Origin of the sequence: Pseudoalteromonas sp. SR44-8 (assembly GCF_014163635.1) — a bacterium.
Lineage (GTDB): Bacteria > Pseudomonadota > Gammaproteobacteria > Enterobacterales > Alteromonadaceae > Pseudoalteromonas > Pseudoalteromonas rhizosphaerae.
The window spans coordinates 15,988-36,242 of record NZ_JACJDS010000051.1 but is presented as its reverse complement, the minus strand read 5'-3'; the positions used below and the strand labels follow the sequence as shown (position 1 = coordinate 36,242).

The window sequence follows — 20,255 nt, the reverse complement described above, 5'->3', positions numbered from 1 at the left end:
CAGATAAATACAGTGATAACAAGGCGTAAATTTTGACATGTAGTTGTTCTACTTGAAAAAATTATAACGCAGTTAGCGCTTTATTTAGCTCGCTAGAATGGTTAAATATTTAAGTCGATTGGTATTACTGCGTGGTTTTCAGCAAAGCTGTAGCCAAATAAAAACCTGAACTCTTGAGGGTCAATCTCTTAACCAGAGTTCAGATTAATAAGCTTTTGTTAGCCAATAAAAAATGGCGCTAATTAGCGCCATTTTATAAGTAATGAGTGATTACTTAGTTAAATCATCAAAGAACTTTTTTACACCATCAAAAAAGCCTTTTTCTTTTGGACGGTTTTTAGAACCATCCTTACCCATGCTTTGCTCAAGCTCTTGCAATAACTCGCGTTGGCGTTCATTTAACTTAACGGGTGTTTCTATTACCACTTTACAGATCAAGTCACCAACTGCGCCACTACGGACAGACTTAACACCTTTACCGCGCATACGGAACATTTTGCCCGTTTGACTCTCAGCTGGGATCTTCAATTTAGCACGACCATCTAAAGTCGGTACTTCAATTTCGCCACCAAGAGCAGCCGTTGTAAACCCAATCGGCACTTCACAATATAGGTTATTACCATCACGCTCAAAGATACGGTGTTCACGTACCGATACTTGCACATACAAGTCACCAGCGGGTGCACCATGTACCCCTGCTTCACCTTCGCCAGATAAACGAATGCGGTCGCCAGTATCAACCCCGGCTGGGATTTTAACCGATAATGTTTTGGTTTTTTCCACACGGCCTTGACCATGACAGCTATTACATGGATCAGAAATTATCTGACCAGTGCCCTGACAGGTTGGACAGGTTTGTTGCACAGCAAAAAAACCTTGGCGCATTTGCACTTGGCCTGCACCATGACAAGTCGTACATGTTTTCGGTTTAGAACCCGCTTTTGCACCGCTGCCGTCACATGGCTCACAGCTTACCCACGTAGGTACTTTAATTTCTACTTCTTTACCACGAACCGCTTCTTCTAAGCTTAAGTCCATGTTGTAACGTAGGTCTGAACCTCGTTGCTGACGCGATTGACGACGGCCACCACCGCCTCCAAAAATATCACCGAATACGTCACCAAATACATCACCAAAGTCACCATGACCGCCACCAAAGCCGCCATGACCACCACCGCCACCGCCTTGTTCAAACGCAGCATGGCCGTATTGATCATACATTTGACGTTTTTGACTGTCAGTGAGGATCTCGTAAGCTTCTTTTACTTCCTTGAATTTAGTTTCAAGTTCTTTATCGCCTGCGGTACGATCTGGATGATATTTCATCGCTAAGCGTTTATACGCTTTTTTTACGTCTCTTTCGCTGGCGTCTTTTGCCACTCCAAGGACTTCATAATAATCGCGTTTTGACATATCTATCACACTACTCTTTTCTTACTGCAGCATTGCTGCGGATAAATCGATAAATCGTATCGATTTATCATCTAATTTACATGCAAAAGGCGCGTCAAGCTTTAGCCCGCGCGCCTTAGTTGTTCATCCTAACTTAAATTGCGATATCAGTCATCGTGTTTTCAGTTAGGCGAAGCGCTAACAACAATTACTTGTCGTCTTTAACTTCTTCGAACTCAGCATCCACTACGTCGTCATCTTTCTTCGCAGATTGTTGCTGCTCGGCACCGGCGTCACCACCTTGTTGTGCTTTAGCTTGTGCGATTTCCATTAACTTTTGTGACTTTTCAGCAAGCGCTTGAGTTTTTGCTTCAATCTCGTCTTTTTTGTCACTCTTAATCGCAGCTTCTAGCTCAACAACAGCCGCTTCAATCGCTTCTTTGTCTTCGCTTGGTAATGCATCACCCGCTTCTTCGATTTGCTTACGCGTACCATGCACTAATGCATCAGCTTGGTTACGAGCTGCAACTAGCTCTTCAAACTTTTTATCGTCTTCTGCGTGTGCTTCGGCATCACGAACCATTTTTTCAACTTCTTCATCGCTTAAGCCTGAAGATGCTTGAATGGTGATTTTTTGCTCTTTACCTGTATCTTTATCTTTTGCCGATACATGTAAGATACCATCAGCGTCCACATCAAAAGTAACTTCGATTTGTGGTGTACCACGTTGTGCTGGACGAATACCTTCTAGGTTAAATTGACCTAGTGACTTGTTGTCGCTAGCACGTTTACGCTCACCTTGTAATACGTGAATAGTTACCGCAGCTTGGTTATCTTCAGCAGTTGAGAATGTTTGCGATTTCTTCGTTGGAATAGTCGTATTTTTCTCAATTAACGCCGTCATTACAGAGCCCATAGTCTCGATACCTAGAGATAATGGCGAAACATCTAGTAATAGTACATCTTTCACATCACCAGCTAGTACACCACCTTGAATCGCTGCGCCTACGGCTACTGCTTCATCAGGGTTAACATCTTTACGTGGCTCTTTACCGAAGAAATCAGCAACTGTTTTTTGTACTAAAGGCATACGTGTTTGACCACCAACAAGGATGATGTCGTCAATGTCGCTTACTGATAAATCAGCATCAGCAAGGGCACGTTTTAATGGCTCTAGTGACTTCATTACTAAATCTTCAACTAGTGACTCAAGCTTAGCGCGTGTTAGTTTCACGTTCATGTGCTTAGGACCAGTTGCATCAGCAGTTACGTACGGAAGATTTACTTCTGTAGATTGTGCAGATGATAATTCAATTTTTGCTTTTTCAGCTGCTTCTTTAACACGTTGCATTGCAAGTGGATCAGTTTTTAAGTCTAAACCTTGATCTTTTTTGAATTCAGCAACTAAATAGTTGATTACGCGGTTATCGAAATCTTCACCACCTAAGTGAGTGTCACCATTTGTAGCAAGTACTTCAAATGTGTGCTCACCTTCAACTTCATCAATTTCAATGATTGATAAATCGAAAGTACCACCACCTAAGTCATATACTGCAACAACGTTTTCGCCTTTGTTTTTGTCCATGCCATAAGCAAGGGCAGCAGCAGTTGGCTCATTGATGATACGTTTAACTTCAAGACCTGCAATACGCCCAGCATCTTTAGTAGCTTGACGTTGTGAATCGTTAAAGTAAGCAGGTACTGTAATAACCGCTTCAGTTACTGCTTCACCTAAAAAGTCTTCAGCTGTTTTTTTCATTTTTTTCAAAACTTCAGCTGAGATTTGTGGTGCAGCGCGTTTTTCGCCGCCCGCTTCAACCCATGCATCACCATTATCTGCTTTGATAATTTTAAAAGGCATGATGCCGATATCACGTTGTACTTCTTCGTCTTCAAAGCGACGACCAATTAAACGCTTAATTGCAAATAATGTGTTTGTCGGATTAGTAACCGCTTGACGTTTAGCAGATTGACCTACTAAAGTTTCTCCGTCTTGCGTGTAAGCTATAATAGACGGAGTGGTGCGATCGCCTTCCGCGTTTTCAATAACACGTGCTTTGCCACCATCAAGTACTGCAACACAAGAGTTAGTAGTACCTAAGTCGATTCCGATAATTTTACCCATGAAATATCTCCAACTTCAAAATTCATTAATACGTTCGATGACTAGTAGATAGGGATGCCACAAACTTAATTCAACTGTAAAAATGAAAAAAAAGTGCTTTTTTGTAATTTATTTTGCAAATAACCCTAATTAATGTGTGGATTGTCTTTTTTTGCATCATTAGGGGCCATTTCACAATCTGGTCTGATGAGTTTTTATGTGTTATAAAATCACTAATAATTAAAAAATGTCTCAAAGGATCACCATGCATTTTGATCAACTATTAAAGCAAGCGGCACTCATAGGCCAGCTGCCCCATTCTGAACAAGCTCACGCAACGATGCAATTTCCTGCAAACTGGTGTCAAGGTCGAACTGCTTTTGGCGGTTTATCAGCCTCACTACTGTATCAGGCAATGCGTCAACAAATAGAACCAAGTCGTCGTTTGTTGTCTATTAGTACAAATTTTGTAGGTCCTTTGTTAGCAGATACTGATTTTTCCCTCTCAGTTGAAATTTTACGGGAAGGAAAAAGTAGCACACAAGTACTGGCAAAAGCGTTGCAGGACGGCCAAGTAAGCGTGGTCGTACAAGCGTGTTTTGCAAAATCGCGAGATTCAGCCATTGAAGTACCAGTGACAAAAACAATGAGCCTAAAACCGGTTAATGAACGTTACACTTTACCATTTCAGTCAGGTGCCATGCCGGAATTTTTCCAACACGTCGCGCTTTGCCCTCAGCAAGGTGGAATGCCGTTTTCAGCAGCCCAAACGTCGCATTTAGGCGGATGGATGAAGTTAAAACAATCGCCAGCAGAACTTAGTGAAGCACATATTATTGCCTTAACGGATGCATGGCCGCCTACTTTATTACAAATGTTTAACCAACCAGCGCCCGCCAGCAGTATGTCGTGGTATTTAGAGTTTGTAAAAACACCGCAGTTGGCAGCCGATGAGTGGCTTGGATTTGAAGCAGAAACTCATCACTGTAAAGATGGCTATGGTTTAGAGGATGGTTGTATTTGGTCACAATCCGGCGAATTGCTTGCGCTTACCCGCCAAACCGTAGCATTATTTGATTGAGCTTGGTTCTACAACCTGAGCATAATCACTGCCATCAAAAGCCATTATTTTACTGTATTGCCCATTTTCAATGATATGGGCAAGTCCCATATCAAAAATCTCTTGTAACACTTTACTGTTAAAATAGGCTGGTCGAGGAGCCTCAGGAAATATCGGGTGTACTGTAATAGGCTTGATTGGGTGCGATTCTTTATATTGCTGTAGATAATATAAAAACACCCGTTTTTCTAGTACCACCACATCAACCCACTCTTTCATTAGATGATCCACTTGCGCAGCTTGGTATACGACTTCTTCATAAGCGCTTAATTTAGTCGTTAATGCTTTAAATGGCGGCGGCAGAAATTCGGTGGCGTTTTGAAAGGCAACAACACTTTTCCCCAGTAGATCATAGACAGTATTAATTTTAAAATTATTTTTACGTAAGCTAATTGCCACATTTTGATACGCCAATAAGCTTTGGCTTGGATAAATCGCAGAAGTGGTGAGCCCCGCATAATTCATCGCAATATCGACCTTCATTTGTTCTAAGGATTGCCCTGCACGTTTATTAGACATATAGACTATATCTAGATTTGTTATACCTTGATCTTTAAACGCAGATTTTAAAATCTGCAACTGCAAGCCGGTATCATCCTCACTAAAGACGTAAGGAGGCAAAGAAGGGCTTACCGCAACGGTAATAATGTCGCTAGATTTTGGCGCAGCTAAACTCAATGCAAAAGTGCTATATAAAACAAAAAAAAACACTATAAAATACTTCATTCACCACCCACAGATAGATGCTTTTTAGCAACTGTAAAATTACATGACAACTTTCTTATTAGGCTAGCCTAGTTAAACCAATTTCGCATTTGTATTTAGCATATAATTGATGCAAACTTGATCTAAGATACTTCTAAGTGGTTATTAATTTGCAAACTGCCTGCCCTAATTGTGACTTGATTATTGATATCCCGCACATAGTTGCAAAACAAATGGCTGTCTGTCCACATTGTCACAGTAAACTATGCGCAGCAAATATAAATTATGACAGCCGTATTGTAGCACTCAGTATTAGTGCTTTACTCATGCTGCTAAGCAGTATGTTTTATCCATTTATCTCATTTAGTAGTAATGGCATTACACAGACGATTACCTTGCCCGATGCCGCTCGTATTTTGTTTAATTACGACAGCGATTTATTAGGCATTTTTATTGATGTTAGTATTATTGGTTTACCAATGGCATTACTCACTATTTTGATCCCACTGCATTTAGGCTTACTTAAAGTACTTCCACAAACGATTGCCAGACGCTTACTCAAATTCACCTTAGCGCTAGAGCCATGGATAATGTCAGAAATATTTTTAATCGGTGTATTGGTCAGCATGGTAAAAATAATGTCGCTAGCGGAAGTCAGCTTTGGCGTTAGTTTTTGGGCCTATGCCGCGTTTGTACTCTTCTATATTGGCTCATTAGCACACTTAAATCGTGCTCGATTATGGGATCAAGTACAGCCTCAGGCTGAAATTGCAGCCGCAAAACTTTCTTATCGTGCCATAGATAGTAACATTCGAGCCTGTCATGTCTGCCATCAACTAAGCGATAGCGAATACTGTTCTCGCTGTAATAGCAAAACCCATATCAGAAACCCCCACAGCGTACAAAAAGCAACGGCATGGTTAATAACTTCAATTGCCTGTTATATTCCGGCAAATTTATTGCCAATAATGTACACCACTAGTTTGGGGGATGAATCCCCCTCAACATTAATTGGTGGGGTAATAACACTGTGGCAAGCTGGCTCATACCCTATTGCATTAATCATTTTTTTAGCGAGTGTAGTAGTACCATTAGCTAAAGCGCTCATTTTAACATTTTTATGCTTTTTGGTTAGCAAACCCGCTAACGGCCAGACAAAAGGCTATACGAAAGTCTATCAATTAACCGAGTTTATTGGTAAGTGGTCTATGATCGATGTATTTGTTGTCGCGATTCTAGTAGCCTTAGTGCAATTAGGAAATTTAATGTCAGTAACGCCAGGTTTAGGCACTGTATTTTTTACTATCATGGTGATTTGCCAAATGCTTGCAGCACACGCGTTTGACCCTCGGCTATTATGGGATTCGCCAAACAATGATAAAAAGACCATAAATTAGAGAAACAGCATGAGTGAAACGGCTAATATAAAAAAAGAACCTATTATTTCTGCGATTTGGATCATACCGGTTATAGCTTTGCTCGTTGGTGTGTGGATGCTTTACCAATACCAAGCTAATAAAGGCGCAACCATTTATATTTCAATGCCTCATGCTGAGGGTATCGTGGCAGGCAAGACTGAAATAAAAGTACGTAGTGTGAAAATCGGCCAAGTTGATCACGTTCGCCTCTCTGATACTAAAAACAGTGTGATTGCTCGAGCTCAAATTGATAAACATTATGATGGCTTACTCACGGAAGACGCCAACATCTGGGTAGTAAAACCACGTATTGATGAAACGGGTATCAGCGGTATGAGCACGTTACTATCGGGTGTATATTTAGAATTTTCACCAGGTGAAAGTAGTAAAACAAAAGAGCATTTTAAATTACAAGAAGAGCCAGCGCTGATTGATAAAGATGTCAAAGGCGGTCGCTTTTCATTACTCAGCTATGATGCTGAGGTTATGGATGTCGGCACCGGTATATTTTTTAAGAATTATAAAATTGGTCAAGTTGAAACAGCGACATTTGATTGGAAGAATCAAGCGATGAAGTATGGTATTTTCATCAACGAACCTTATCAAAACCTGATCACCTTAAATTCTATTTTCTGGGTCAATACGGGTGTTGAAATTGATTTATCTGCCGATGGCATTAATGTAAAAACAGGTTCATTAAGCAGGTTATTAAAAGGAGGGATCTCGGTTGGTTTGCCTGAACAACAATCGCCGGGTGATTTTGCTCAAGAAGGTCATAGCTTTTCGCTTAGTAATAGTTACAAAGATGCTCTTGAGGAACGCTTTTATAATTTTGATTATTACCTAATTGAGTTTGAGCAGTCTATTCGAGGTTTACGTGCCGGCGCACCGGTTGAATATCGTGGCATGCGCGTAGGTACTGTTGTAGAAGCACCTGCGAATGTGATGATCGATGGCAAACCCGCACACTTTAGAACTGATAATACTGCAGTGCCCGCTTTAATAAAAATAGAGTATGGCCGTATTTACCATGACAATGCCTCAGCCAAACAATTTTGGCAAAGCAGTGTTGATGGTTGGATCAAAAATGGCATGCGCGCTTCTTTAAAACCAGGCAATTTGCTTACTGGCGCTGTGTATGTCGATTTTGATATCTACCACGATGCCCCAGCTGCTAAGTTAGAAACACTGTCTCAATATCAAGTATTTCCGAGTGTCTCCAGTGGCATTACCGTATTAGCAGATCAAGTGTCTGACGTATTAAATAAAGTAAATAATTTAAAAATTGAAGACAGCTTAGCGCAAATTGATTCCGCGTTTGCTGATTACCAAGCGCTGGCGAATGAAATGCGTACATTGTTAAGTAAACAAGATACCCAAAATTTACCCGGTGATATTAATCGTAATTTTGCTGAAATGACAAAAAGTATGCAGCAATTTGATGTCACCATGAAACAGTTTGAAAAAACCATGGCCAGTTATCAACAAGGCTCCTCATTTCATCAGCAATTACAACAAACACTCTCAGAGTTTAAGCGTTTAAGTGAAGAGCTACAGCCACTCTCGCGTGGCTTAAATGAGCAACCAAATATGTTTATTTTTGATAAATCATTGCCTGCCGATCCAACGCCGAGGAAACAATAATGCGGACATTTTTACGTATACAATTTTTTGCTGTTATTGGGGTGCTATTATTATCAGGTTGTAGCCAATCACTTAATGCACCCGTTAAATACTACCAGTTTGAGCAAAGTATTAAACCAATGCAGCGCAGTAGCACTGACACATCAGCTCAATTACGGATCAATACAGTAAGTTTACGAGGCGCATTAAATAACCGTGGTATTGCAATGAAAATGGATAATAATCAGGTCAATGCTGCTAATTATCACTTATGGAGTGAAGCGCCAGATCAAATGCTAACAGCAAGCGCCCATCAAACATTATTTACCACGCTTGATAACTGGATGGTGGTCAAAGGATTACCTGTTATAACAGACAAAGATCAGCAAAGTTATTATGAATTAGAATATGAGCTACATCATTTCAATGGTGATAACCAAGGTAATGCGGATATTTCTGGTTTGTGGCGCCTGTATTATACGTCGTTTGAAAGTGGCCGCTCTTTAAAAGCAATTCATTATTTTAGTGAGGTTAACCCTTTAACTGGTGATGACTACGAAGGCCTTGTCGAAAGCTTAGAGCAAAACTGGCAGAATATTAATCAACAGGTAGCAACCACCCTGAGCGTTCTTATTCAAGAATAAACACCACTAAAGCAGTGCCATCATTATTAAGCACTGCTTTGCCTATATACCCAAACCCGAGTTTATTTAATAACCCATGCGAAGCGGTATTGTCAGCATCGGCTATCGCGGCAATGTAGCTGAACTTACCTTGATACGCGTGTAATAGTTTTGCAGCCGCTTCATAGGCACTGCTAGTGCTTCTCGTTGGAACAAGCCCACCATGCCCATGGCAATGCCTTGTTTATTTGCCACAATATAAGGTCCAAAACCTTGCTGTTGGTGGCCATCAATAAAGGTTTTTTGTAAATAATCTTCGGCTTGTTGTTTGCTATAAATGCCTTTATCAGCAATATAACGATAAAAACTCGGCTGATTTAATAAACTCAAGATAAACGACGCATCACTTAGCTGGCCATGGCGAAGAATTAAACGTTGCGTATTCATATCTCGTTTTCCTATTAATGATAGTGATCGTTTAAGCTAAATTAAAATGCAGCACTATCAACTGTACCGGTATAATTTAAACAGGCTGCGACTCTATGTTGTTGAACCTTGGAAAGCTCCGACAATTTATAATAACGATGTGCTAAGTGTTCATCGCTGAGCGTGATCACAGCATCTCTTAACAAACTAACTCTAAAAATAAAAGCATGAGAATTAAACGCTTTGTGATAATAAATACCGGTTAAGTGTTCAATTTTCACTTCACAGCCGAGCTCTTCTTGGCATTCGCGTATGAGTGCTTGATGTACAGTTTCACCGACATCTAAGGCGCCACCAGGTAATCCCCAGCTTAGCTCACCATAGCTTGCCTTTAGCAGCAAAACCTCCCCGCTGGCATTAGTGATCACCCCATGGGCGCTGAGTCGATAAAAATCTGTAAATGCCATGTTTCCCTCTAAGTTGATAATCTTAAACAATAACAAAAAGCCCCGCAATTGCGAGGCTTAAAGATTATGAATCACGGTTAATAATTAATCATGGCTAATTTTCACTACCTGCTTTCCGGTAAAGCCACCAGCAATTTGTTTATTCAGCGCCTGTGAAATACTACTGGCGTTAAATTCAACCTCAATGATCTGCGGTATTTTGATACTGCCACTGGCTAAATTGTCTAGCAATAAATTGCCCATAAAACTCATTTTTTGCTGAGCACATAAACTGTTTGCTAACCACGCTCCACCTAAAGAAACAATACCTATATTTGGCGCACGTCTGAACATCAGCTCCTGCTCAAACTTAGGCAGTGGATTTAAGCACGCTATACGGCCACAAAAACGCATTAATTCAACATTACGTACCGTGGTTTCACCACCAATCGAATCGAGCACTGCATCAAAGCCTTGTGGACCAAGTTCTTTACGAATTTTATCGCTAAGCGTTTTATCGTTGTAATCAAACACCACATCAGCACCCAATTGTTTAACAAGCTTATGGTTGCGTTTGCTCGCGGTGGTAAATACCGTAGCACCACGTTGTTTGGCAAATTGAATGGCGAACTGACCGACGGCCCCCGCACCAGCTTCAATTAAAAGTGAATCACCTTCGGTTAATTGCAGTTTATCAAGAGCTATTAATGCCGACATCCCTGCGCAGGGTAATGTCGCGGCTTGCTGTAACGTAACGCTGTCAGGAATTTGCGATACAGCAAAGTTAGGGACTTTAGCGTATTGCGATAACACCCCATGGTCGCCAACATTCCCATGCCACATAACCCGAGTACCGACACTTGGAAATACTCCTTTAGTGGCTTTTACCACCAACCCTACAGCATCAAGGCCTAGGGTATGAGGATAGTGCCATTTACAAAAACCTTGTTTAGCAAAATACGCATCAACCGGATTCAACGCAACATACTCAACCTTTATCAACAATTCGTTGTCTACAACATCAGGCACCGGCAATTCAAGCTCAGATAAATTAATCTGTTCATTAGGTTCAAGTAACGCAATCGCACGCATTGTCGCGGGGATTGTTGATAAAAGATCAGTATGTGGCATCAAAAACTCAACTTAACTTAATTAACTAACGCATAACTCCAACGACCATTAAATACTTGGTAAGTGTCTACTTTAGCAAGTAATGACGAAATCGTTGAGTCAATTGCATTTTCCTGCGCTATTAAAACATCCTGTCGCGCATCTAACAACTCTAAGTAAGGTATTTGCCCTTCTTGGTACATCGCCTGCGCTTGTAAAAAGGCATTATTAGCAAACTCATAACGTGCTTTGGCATAGCCTAGTTGTTGAGTTTGTTTGACTAATAACTGCAGTGAAAGTTCACTCTGCGCTAATGCCTCTAACACCACTTGTTGATATTGGCTGTAAGCGGCTTCACTGAGATATTGCTGAGCATCACGTTGCGCCAATAACGCAGGGTAGCTCAATAATGACCACTGAATGCGTGGGGCAACTTGCCATTGCTGCTTAGTGTCAGAAAGCTGGTTGTTATCTAAGCTCAATACACCTGCAAACGCCGTTAAACTGATATCAGGTAATAATGCTTTACTCGCAGCCACGCTTAATGAATTAGCTTGGCTAAATTCAAATAATGCTTGGCTAATATCAGGACGCAGTGCAATGGCATCACTTGGGGTGGCTAAACTTACAGTAAATGCATGCTCAAACAGCGCTTGCTCATCAACTAAGGTTAGATCAGCAGGTAACTGCCCTGTTAACGTCGCAAGCGTTGCTAGATCACGAAATTGCGCGTATTCAATATCTGGCAACAAAGCTTGCTGCTGCTTCAATTGTGCTAAGGTTCGATTTAAATCAAGCTCATTAGCGACCCCTTCCTCAACGCGAGCCCGCAGAACCGCAATACTTTGCTCTAATGCTTCAATTTGTAGGTTAATGATCTGCTGTTTTTGCTTATTACCTTGAAAACTGACAAACCCTTTTACCACAGAGGTAACAACTTCAATATGCAAAGCGCGCAATTGTTCCGCTTGACTCATTGCCCCTGCATTCGCAGCATCAACAAGCGCAGTTACTTTACCAAATAAATCAAGTTGCCAATCAAGGTTAACATTGGCTTCCGATTGACGCGTGTTAACGTTACCAGTACTTGAGCGAGTGGCATCAACTGCCACTGCACCTTGGGGAAGATACTGTGCTTTTTGCCCACCTAAACGAGCAAGCGCGCTTTGTAACTGCAACTGACTAGTGTGCAAATCATGATTATTAGCGCGCGCACTGATCACAAGATTATTTAACTGGGTTGAATTTAATTGTTGCCACCAGTTAAGCTCATCTTGACCTTGTAATTGTGCTGCGATTTGTGTTGTTGCAACAAATTCTTGTAGCTGATTTTGCTGTTGCTGCTCATCAATTTTACTGGCGCAGCCACTTAATAAACCCGCCACAACAAGAGCGGTTAACTTATACTTACTCATTAATTTGCTCCTGCGTAGTCACTTTACGGGTTTTAGTTACCAAAATATAAAATACAGGGGTAAATAATAAACCAAACACGGTTACACCAATCATACCCGAGAACACTGCGTTGCCCATTGCATGGCGCATTTCTGCTCCAGCTCCCGTTGCTAATACTAAGGGAATGACACCCGCAGTAAAGGCAATTGACGTCATTAAGATAGGTCGTAAACGCATCCGACAAGCTTCTAAAATAGCGTCAAAATGACTCAACCCATGGTTATTTTTATCACGTGCAAACTCCACCATTAAAATGGCATTTTTAGAAGCCAAGGCAACCAATACAATCAATGCTATTTGCGTGAAAATATTATTATCAGCGCCAACCAACCATACACCCATTAATGCTGAGAATATTGTCATTGGTACAATAAGAATAATAGCCAGTGGGAGACGTAAGCTTTCATACTGCGCAGCCAATACCATGAACACTAATAACACCACTAATGGGAATACGTAGACCATGGTATTACCCGCTAGAATTTGCTGAAAAGTAACTTCGGTCCATTCGTACTCAATACCCGTAGGTAAATTATCAGCCAAGATCAGCTCAATTGCTTGCTGTGCTTGATCTGAACTGTAACCAGGCGCTGGACTACCATTAAGCTCTGCACTTGGGTAACCATTGTAATGCATCACTCGATCAGGACCTGTTGTAGGCGTTGCCGTTAATACCGAGCCTAATGGCACCATATTCCCTTGGTTATTGCGCACTTTTAGATTCAATATTTGTTCTGGATCAAGGCGGAAATCAGCATCAGCTTGGGCATTAACTTGGTACGTACGGCCAAATAAATTAAAGTCATTAACGTACATTGAGCCCAAATACACTTGCAACGCATTAAATACTTCATCCAATGGAATACCTTGAATAAGCGCTTGCTCTCGGTCGATATCAATATCCATTTGTGGTACTTGAATTCTAAAACTTGAATAGAGCCCCATTAACGCAGGATCTTGCTGAGCTTTAGTAATCACCGTTTGCAAACTGTTAAATAGTGTTTCAAAGCCTTTATTACCGCGATCTTCAATTTGCAGTTTAAACCCACCCGTGGTGCCTAAACCTTGAATTGGCGGCGGTGGGAATACAGCCACAAATGCTTCATCAATGGCACTAAAACGCTGGTTTAACTGTGCCGCAATAGCCATCGCCGATTTACTAGGATCGCTTCGCTCACTAAAGGCTTCTAGCGGTGTAAATACAATGGCGCTATTAGGACTGTTAGTAAAACCATTTACCGACAAGCCAGGAAAGGCAACTGTGTGAGCAACCCCTGGTACTTGCAGTGCAATTTCTTGCATTTGCCTAACCACATCTTGAGTACGGTCTATACTCGCTGCATCAGGTAATTGTGCTATCGCAACTAAATACTGCTTATCTTGTGCAGGAATAAAACCACCCGGCACGGCATCAAATAGCTTAATTGTTCCGCCTAATAAAACCACGTATGCAATCACCACTACCACGCTCATGCGCATTAGTTTTTGTACCAGCTTTTGATAGCCTTTGGCGCCACGGTCAAATACTCGATTAAAGGGTGCAAATAACCAGCGACCAAATAAACGATTTAATAAACGCGTCAGCGCATCCGGTTTAGCATCATGGCTTTTAAGTAATAGTGCCGCCAACGCCGGTGATAAAGTTAATGAGTTAAATGCTGAGATAACCGTTGAAATAGTAATAGTTAACGCAAACTGTTTATAAAATTGACCTGATAAACCACTAATAAACGCGGTAGGAATAAACACTGCACACAACACTAACGCAATCGCGATTATAGGCCCTGTCACTTCAGTCATCGCCACGCGCGTTGCTTCCAGAGGTGATAAACCTTGTTCAATGTTACGTTCAACGTTTTCGACCACCACGATAGCATCATCGACCACAATACCTATGGCAAGTACTAAACCAAATAACGACAGCGTATTGATCGAGACCCCTAACCACTGCATCACCGCAAAAGTACCAATCAGTGAAACTGGCACAGCTATAAGTGGAATAATCGAAGCACGCCAGGTTTGTAAAAATAACACCACTACAATTACCACTAACGCGATAGCTTCAAGTAACGTTTTGATCACCGCATCAATCGAACCGCGAACAAATACCGTAGGGTCGTAGACAATGTCGTACTCAACACCAGCTGGAAAATCTTTCGATAAACGCGCCATGGTTTCGCGTACTTGATCTGAAAGCTCAATCGCATTAGAGCCAGGACGTTGAAATATCGGCATCGCCAGTGCTGGTTGATTATCAAGTTCAGCTCTAAGTGAGTAAGTATTTTGGCCTAAATCGACTCGAGCAACATCGCTTAGACGTGTTAATTGACCTTGTTCACCCACTTTAATGATCACTTGCTGAAACTCTTCAATACTGTTTAAGCGCCCTTTTACATTTAACAATATTTGAAATTGACTGTCTGTTGAAGCAGGTTGTGCACCTAAGCTACCCGCTGCAACTTGTTGGTTTTGCGCACGCAATGCGTTGACGACGTCCATTGCGGTTAATTCTCGTGCCGCTAATGCATCGGGGTTAAGCCACACTCGCATTGAATATTGACCACCACCAAATAATTTTACATCGCCTACGCCACTCAAACGTGCAATTTGGTCTTTCACATATAAATCAGCGTAGTTAGATAGATACGCTGTATCATGTGTTTTTTCCGGTGAGAATAAGTGCACCACCATGGTTAGATCCGGTGATGATTTTTCAGCGACGACGCCTAAGCGCTGCACTTCTTGTGGTAGTCGCGGCAAAGCACTGTTAACCCGATTTTGTACTTGTACTTGCGCACGATCTAAATCCGTTCCCAATGAAAACGTTACTGTCAGTGTCATACGCCCATCACTGGTCGCTTGGGAAAACATATACAACATGTTCTCAGTACCATTGATCTCTTGCTCCAATGGAGTAGCCACAGTTTGTGCTATTACGGTTGGATTTGCTCCTGGGTAGTTCGCAGTTACCACAACTGTCGGCGGAACAACTTCAGGATACTCACTGACCGGCAGTTGAAACAACGAAATACCACCGGCAATTAAAATCACCAATGACAGCATGGCTGCAAATATCGGTCGTTGAATAAAAAAGTGAGAAAATTTCATTATTCGTCCTACTTCTTAGCCATAAGTGTGTGCTGCGCCGTTGGCGATAACGTAAAAGCAACACCGGTGGTGTCTAAGGTCACTGTATTAGGTGAAATCGGCATGCCAGGTCCAACACGCGCAGGACCATTAACCGCAATCACATCGCCAGCTTTTAAGCCAGAGGTAACAGCGCGAAAACTGCCATAACGCTCACCGGTTGTAACCAGTTTATATTCAAGAATATTGCCTTCACCTACAGTGAGCACAAAGCGATTTTTCAAATCGGTGCCAATTGCTCTATCAGGCACAATAACTTGCTCTGTAACGTCATTGGCCGCTAACTTAATACGTGCAAATGAACCGGCGCGTAAGGCGGTATTTTCATCAAATCGTGCACGGACTCGCAAAGTACCTGTTGCTGCATTGATTTGATTATCAATAAAGTCGATATAACCGGTGTGTGCAAAGCCATTTTGACCCACTTTTTGCATGACTACTTGCTGATGAGCAGCGGCGGTTACTTCATCAAATGAACTATTCCAAGTACGTTCATCAACATCAAAGTAAGCATACATAGTTTGATTTGATACGATTGAAGTCAGTACACTTTGCCCTGCAAGCACATTATTACCTTTGGTAATATTTGCACGCGAGATCACACCATCAATGGGTGAACGTATATCTGTAAATTCTAAATCTAAATTAGCTGCAATTAGCTGGGCTTTTAAGGCAGCAAGTTGTGCTTCACGTTGGCGTAACGTTGAGGTACGTGATTCCGCTTGCTCTGTTGAAATCGCTTTTCGCTCGGTTAATCGCACCGCTCTTTTAGCTTCACTTTGCGCTTGCGATAAAGCGGCTTCAGCACTGACTACTTGTGCCTCTAAACTTGCTACAACCGCAGCATATGGGCGAGCGTCAAGTTTAAACAGTAAGTCACCCTGTTTAACCTCGTCGCCCTCATTAAACGCAATATGCTCAATAACTCCGGCAACACGTGGCATAAGTGATACTTCTTCCGGCGCTTCTAAACGCGTAGTGTAGGTGTGCCAGTTTTGCACTGGCTTAATGATCACCGAGGCAACATCTATTGGTTGAAGATATGGTTGATTGCTCTGTTGAGCAGGCTCTTCTGCACAACCGGTGAGGGCAAGTGATGCCCCTAAAACTGCAATAGCTATTAAGTGTTTGTTCATGACGACGCTCCATTTAGTGTATTTTTCTATGTTACGGAACATTGTTGTGGACAAAAACCATAGATTTTTAAATTCATTAATGCCAATATGGCATCAATTAAATATTGGTGAGTAATTAATGGATACCACAAGTCGCTTATTGATGTTGTTAGAAGTCGTTGAGCGAGGCTCATTCGCTAAAGCAGCAGAAACCCGTAATATTGATCGTTCAGTGATCTCAAAACAAATAAGTCGTCTCGAAGATGATTTAGGAGTACGTTTACTGAACCGCACCACCCGCTCATTTTCACTGACAGCTGCAGGGGCCGAAATGATTAAAAAGGCCAGTGAGTTGAGGCAACTACTAGGTGAAACTGTACGTTTAGCCGAGAATTATCACCAAGAGCCACGCGGTGTATTAAAAATCACTTCATCAACTATTATCGGCAGGCGTTATCTACAACCTGTGATTAATGATTTTCAAAAACGCTTCCCGCAAGTAGAAGTTGAACTAAGACTCGATGATAAGTTAGTTGATCTGGTATCTGAAGGCTTTGATCTTGCTTTTCGGGTCGGTGAGCCAAAAGACTCATCACTGATCGCACGTAAAATTGCGCGCAATAGATTACTAATATTAGCCGCACCTGAGTTTATTCAAACGTATGGATTGCCAAGTAAAATAGAGGACTTAATTGATTTACCCGCAGCCAGTTATTCCAGCACTTCGTTGCGCGTTGAGGGTATTCGTTATGTAGATCAATATGGTCTACCGCAAGAGCAAAAAATTAAGAGTGTGTTTAGAGCCAATGATGCCGAGGTACTGCTCGATAAAACGCTTTCTGGAACAACCTATGTGCTCGCGCCAGCATTTATTATTAATGATGAAATAAAACAAGGACGTTTAGTGCCCTTATTAACAGACATCAAATTACAAGAATACAGTGCGATGTACGCGGTATATCCACACCGTGATTTACCTGTAAGAACACGGTTATTTTTTGATGCGATACGTGATCACTTAGGTAAAGAAACACCACTTTGGGAAAGTAACATTCCCGGTTTCGAGCACATGTATCAAGGTTAAGAAACCTGTTCTAGTTTTGCTGAGTATTGCTGCGAGTCAGAATAAACGTTATTTCGACCATGTTTTTTTGCATAATAAAGTTGCTCATCTGCTGCTTTAATCGCTTGTTTTAGGCTATCGCCATCACGATAAGCAGCTAAACCGATACTTGCTGTTAAACTTATTTCACGCTCACCAACATTGATAGCCGTACTTTGCAAACCGACTCTGATATTTTCAGCAATTTGATAAGACTCCTGTTGATTCGAATCAGGAATGAACAGCACAAACTCTTCGCCACCAGTACGAAAAACTCGCCCCTTGTTAAGTGTTTCTCTTAATATAGTGGCAATTTCGACCAGAACTTGATCGCCCACATCATGACCAAATTCATCATTTACTTTTTTAAAGTAATCGAGATCTAGCACCATAATAAATAAATTAATTTTGTCTACCAGCTCAACTTCAAAGTAATGGTTCATTGCTAAACGGTTGCCGGTGTTTGTCAGCGGATCTAACAAGGCAAGGTTTTCTAATCGTTCTGCAAATTGTGCTCGACTCGCTTCAAAAGTATGTGCAATGACCCAAATGCTCAAATAGCTAAAGCTCATATTTAGGTACAGGTTAAGGTCTAAAAATGGTGCTAAAGAGGTTTTACTAGTAAACACAGCGGTTTGTATACACACCAATAATAGCGATAGATAATAGCCGCGTTTACATCCTAATAATAAATAAAATAATACGGGTAAGGTAAAGGTCCAAATGAACAAACCGCTCTTCATCGCAGCTAGGTAAGTTCCCAAGGTTACTAATAGCATAATACAAAGGCACAATAATAACGGCTGCCAAGTCTGAAATTTTCGTGTCCGAGCATAGTTAAAAGTATAAAAACAATAAATAGCAAACACCCCTTCTAAAATCCCTAATGAGTAAAAGTCATTAATAAAAAGATTAAAATAGGTAAAAACACTCGCTAAAATTCCGAAACAGAAACAAATCCATTTCAGTAAATTTTCACGTAATACTTGAGCGCTATCTAAGGCTGCGATATCCATTGATTAACTTTAATTCGAACGAAAAAAAGTCAGTCTAACGGTTAATTGAAAGAGTACAAGCTCTATTTGTTTTTGATATATTCATTTTTATAAAAAATTTTTAAAATTAAGATCTTAGTAACTAACAGCCTATTCATCATTAATTAATTGTTCTATATCTTCTAACATATCGGAGAACTCAGCATTAGCATGTTGGCGCTGTTTTGCTGTCAACGTGGCTCTTAAACTCACAAGTAAACGCGCATAGCGCTTTGAATTTTCAGCATCTAAGCGAATTAATTGGTCACTCATAAACACCTCTCGCTCAGTAATGACAGCTGATAATTGGCTAATAAATTGATCGCGGCTAAGTTGGCTATCAAAAAATACCTGTTTGAGTTTATCCAGCCGAGTTTGCTTGTAAGCTTGCCTTAATAAAAATGTTGCTTGAAATTCGCTGTTCGCTTGGGTGATCAAAGACACTTGTTGTTCACTCAGTTTACCAAGCCACTGTTTATAAGTATCTAACTGACGTTCAAGGCGATCTTGCTCACGCTGTGTTGGGGTTTGTTCATTATACTCGTCACTTTCTGTTGTTATATCCTCTGCAATGGCAGCAACAAATTCTTCTCTTTGCTCCGTGGATAAACCAATAGCAAGTTCAATAAGATCGTCTCTTACATACATAACTAACGATTGCCAATGTGTTTTAAAGCCTTGAAAATACGTTAATAATGCTTGCTCTGAAGGGTCTTCATCAAGTAGCTTTTGTAATGCCAACAGATCCTGTCGATACAAAGGTAATTGCGTCTTACGATGCCAATCCCGACTTTTCTTAATTAAGTCTTTAGCTTGTTTGCTTTGCTGCTTCGATAAATCAACGTAGTCATCAATCCAAAACGCCGATAACCAGCCTATATTATTGTAGGTAAATGTAGCTGAGCATCCAGTCAGAGCTAATAGAAACACACCAACTACTGCGGATTTATAATTCAAGCACATGTTTTTTATAGACATTTTTATTTTTCTTACGGTTCTTTATAGCACTACGTTAATCAACTTAGCGCATTATGTAAATGAGGGGATTAAAATAAAACCGAACAAATGGAAATAATTATCATTTAGCTATTGACGCACATTCAAATACAAGTAATAATCGATCGCATCAACACCAAGCAGCCCAACACGACACGTTTGCGCTTCTTGTAAGAATTGAACGTACCGACCTCAGTGCCCTAGGGAAGATCGACCAGTAAGGATGCTGCGCCCCTTTAGTACAAAGTTGTTGATGAAGATGGTGACGCTTCGAGCATATTACTTACTCGACCCAAGTAATATTCACACTCACTTGCTACATTGTTCATATCGGTGACGGTTGATATGACCCAAAAAGCCCCATCAGGGGCTTTTTTTATTCCTTTAAATTTTCTGTAATATCTGTATCTTATGTCTAAGTTTTATCATTTATAGTGCG

16 protein-coding genes are annotated in these 20,255 nt (G+C 41.1%); 5 read left to right on the top strand and 11 right to left on the bottom strand.

Annotated elements, in window-relative coordinates:
* Window positions 1-270 precede the first annotated feature (270 nt).
* Together dnaJ and dnaK are read right to left on the bottom strand one after the other, a co-directional pair.
* Window positions 271-1,413, bottom strand: coding sequence for a molecular chaperone DnaJ (gene dnaJ / locus H5183_RS19740; protein WP_145236090.1), 1,143 nt, complete (start codon window positions 1,411-1,413; stop codon window positions 271-273).
* A 187-nt stretch (window positions 1,414-1,600) separates the two neighbouring features.
* Entirely contained in the window at window positions 1,601-3,517 is a 1,917-nt protein-coding gene (dnaK, locus tag H5183_RS19735; protein ID WP_182732509.1) for a molecular chaperone DnaK, read from the bottom strand.
* 244 nt (window positions 3,518-3,761) lie between these two features.
* On the opposite strand from dnaK, the gene H5183_RS19730 reads away from it, so the two are divergent.
* Window positions 3,762-4,577, top strand: a complete 816-nt coding sequence (locus H5183_RS19730) for a thioesterase family protein (protein WP_182732508.1) — start codon at window positions 3,762-3,764, stop codon at window positions 4,575-4,577.
* On the opposite strand, the gene H5183_RS19725 is transcribed toward H5183_RS19730, so the two are convergent.
* Window positions 4,566-5,342 carry an ABC transporter substrate-binding protein gene (locus H5183_RS19725; protein WP_145236099.1) on the bottom strand — a complete coding sequence of 259 codons (777 nt, stop codon included), beginning with the start codon at window positions 5,340-5,342 and terminating at the stop codon, window positions 4,566-4,568. The two genes, H5183_RS19730 and H5183_RS19725, sit on opposite strands and share 12 nt — an antisense overlap.
* A 149-nt stretch (window positions 5,343-5,491) precedes the next feature.
* Between H5183_RS19725 and H5183_RS19720 the strand changes: the two genes are divergently transcribed.
* Genes H5183_RS19720 through H5183_RS19710 form a run of 3 tightly spaced genes read left to right on the top strand, consistent with a single transcriptional unit; the run spans window position 5,492 to window position 9,006 of the window.
* Window positions 5,492-6,718: a paraquat-inducible protein A gene (locus tag H5183_RS19720; protein WP_149980384.1), complete on the top strand. Its 1,227-nt coding sequence runs from the start codon at window positions 5,492-5,494 to the stop codon at window positions 6,716-6,718.
* Between the two features lie 9 nt (window positions 6,719-6,727).
* Complete coding sequence (gene pqiB / locus H5183_RS19715) at window positions 6,728-8,383, top strand: intermembrane transport protein PqiB (RefSeq protein ID WP_182732507.1); 1,656 nt, start codon at window positions 6,728-6,730, stop codon at window positions 8,381-8,383.
* Entirely contained in the window at window positions 8,383-9,006 is a 624-nt protein-coding gene (locus H5183_RS19710; RefSeq protein ID WP_182732506.1) for a membrane integrity-associated transporter subunit PqiC, read from the top strand. The genes pqiB and H5183_RS19710 overlap by 1 nt, the downstream gene beginning before the upstream one ends.
* A 102-nt stretch (window positions 9,007-9,108) precedes the next feature.
* Here H5183_RS19710 and H5183_RS19705 read toward each other — a convergent pair whose 3' ends face one another.
* The 6 genes from H5183_RS19705 to H5183_RS19680 form a co-directional block, all read right to left on the bottom strand.
* Window positions 9,109-9,432, bottom strand: a complete 324-nt coding sequence (locus H5183_RS19705; protein WP_182732505.1) for a GNAT family N-acetyltransferase — start codon at window positions 9,430-9,432, stop codon at window positions 9,109-9,111.
* A gap of 41 nt (window positions 9,433-9,473) precedes the next feature.
* Window positions 9,474-9,878 (bottom strand): NUDIX hydrolase, encoded by a 405-nt coding sequence (locus H5183_RS19700; RefSeq protein ID WP_182732504.1) that lies wholly within the window; start codon window positions 9,876-9,878, stop codon window positions 9,474-9,476.
* 84 nt (window positions 9,879-9,962) lie between these two features.
* Complete coding sequence (locus H5183_RS19695) at window positions 9,963-10,988, bottom strand: zinc-binding dehydrogenase (protein ID WP_182732503.1); 1,026 nt, start codon at window positions 10,986-10,988, stop codon at window positions 9,963-9,965.
* Between the two features lie 17 nt (window positions 10,989-11,005).
* Window positions 11,006-12,382, bottom strand: a complete 1,377-nt coding sequence (locus H5183_RS19690; protein ID WP_182732502.1) for a TolC family protein — start codon at window positions 12,380-12,382, stop codon at window positions 11,006-11,008.
* Window positions 12,375-15,530, bottom strand: a complete 3,156-nt coding sequence (locus H5183_RS19685; RefSeq protein ID WP_182732501.1) for an efflux RND transporter permease subunit — start codon at window positions 15,528-15,530, stop codon at window positions 12,375-12,377. The genes H5183_RS19690 and H5183_RS19685 overlap by 8 nt, the downstream gene beginning before the upstream one ends.
* Window positions 15,531-15,538: 8 nt before the next feature.
* Window positions 15,539-16,705, bottom strand: coding sequence for an efflux RND transporter periplasmic adaptor subunit (locus H5183_RS19680; protein ID WP_182732500.1), 1,167 nt, complete (start codon window positions 16,703-16,705; stop codon window positions 15,539-15,541).
* 118 nt (window positions 16,706-16,823) lie between these two features.
* Between H5183_RS19680 and H5183_RS19675 the strand changes: the two genes are divergently transcribed.
* Window positions 16,824-17,768 carry a LysR family transcriptional regulator gene (locus H5183_RS19675; protein WP_182718707.1) on the top strand — a complete coding sequence of 315 codons (945 nt, stop codon included), beginning with the start codon at window positions 16,824-16,826 and terminating at the stop codon, window positions 17,766-17,768.
* Here H5183_RS19675 and H5183_RS19670 read toward each other — a convergent pair.
* The gene (locus tag H5183_RS19670) at window positions 17,765-18,802 is read right to left on the bottom strand and encodes a GGDEF domain-containing protein (RefSeq protein ID WP_182732499.1); all 1,038 of its coding nucleotides are present in this window, start codon (window positions 18,800-18,802) and stop codon (window positions 17,765-17,767) included. The genes H5183_RS19675 and H5183_RS19670 overlap by 4 nt on opposite strands.
* Window positions 18,803-18,931: 129 nt before the next feature.
* Window positions 18,932-19,798, bottom strand: coding sequence for a DUF6279 family lipoprotein (locus H5183_RS19665; protein WP_182732498.1), 867 nt, complete (start codon window positions 19,796-19,798; stop codon window positions 18,932-18,934).
* Window positions 19,799-20,255 lie beyond the last annotated feature (457 nt).

Excerpts from the sequence above, each read along its gene's own strand:
- H5183_RS19665 (WP_182732498.1), bottom strand. The coding sequence starts at position 19,798 with ATGTCTATAAAAAACATGTGCTTGAATTATAAATCCGCAGTAGTTGGT.
- dnaK (WP_182732509.1), bottom strand. The coding sequence starts at position 3,517 with ATGGGTAAAATTATCGGAATCGACTTAGGTACTACTAACTCTTGTGTT.
- H5183_RS19685 (WP_182732501.1), bottom strand. The coding sequence starts at position 15,530 with ATGAAATTTTCTCACTTTTTTATTCAACGACCGATATTTGCAGCCATG.
- H5183_RS19725 (WP_145236099.1), bottom strand. The coding sequence starts at position 5,342 with ATGAAGTATTTTATAGTGTTTTTTTTTGTTTTATATAGCACTTTTGCA.
- H5183_RS19680 (WP_182732500.1), bottom strand. The coding sequence starts at position 16,705 with ATGAACAAACACTTAATAGCTATTGCAGTTTTAGGGGCATCACTTGCC.
- H5183_RS19710 (WP_182732506.1), top strand. The coding sequence starts at position 8,383 with ATGCGGACATTTTTACGTATACAATTTTTTGCTGTTATTGGGGTGCTA.
- H5183_RS19700 (WP_182732504.1), bottom strand. The coding sequence starts at position 9,878 with ATGGCATTTACAGATTTTTATCGACTCAGCGCCCATGGGGTGATCACT.
- H5183_RS19730 (WP_182732508.1), top strand. The coding sequence starts at position 3,762 with ATGCATTTTGATCAACTATTAAAGCAAGCGGCACTCATAGGCCAGCTG.
- H5183_RS19690 (WP_182732502.1), bottom strand. The coding sequence starts at position 12,382 with ATGAGTAAGTATAAGTTAACCGCTCTTGTTGTGGCGGGTTTATTAAGT.
- H5183_RS19670 (WP_182732499.1), bottom strand. The coding sequence starts at position 18,802 with ATGGATATCGCAGCCTTAGATAGCGCTCAAGTATTACGTGAAAATTTA.
- H5183_RS19705 (WP_182732505.1), bottom strand. The coding sequence starts at position 9,432 with ATGAATACGCAACGTTTAATTCTTCGCCATGGCCAGCTAAGTGATGCG.
- H5183_RS19695 (WP_182732503.1), bottom strand. The coding sequence starts at position 10,988 with ATGCCACATACTGATCTTTTATCAACAATCCCCGCGACAATGCGTGCG.
- pqiB (WP_182732507.1), top strand. The coding sequence starts at position 6,728 with ATGAGTGAAACGGCTAATATAAAAAAAGAACCTATTATTTCTGCGATT.
- H5183_RS19675 (WP_182718707.1), top strand. The coding sequence starts at position 16,824 with ATGGATACCACAAGTCGCTTATTGATGTTGTTAGAAGTCGTTGAGCGA.
- dnaJ (WP_145236090.1), bottom strand. The coding sequence starts at position 1,413 with ATGTCAAAACGCGATTATTATGAAGTCCTTGGAGTGGCAAAAGACGCC.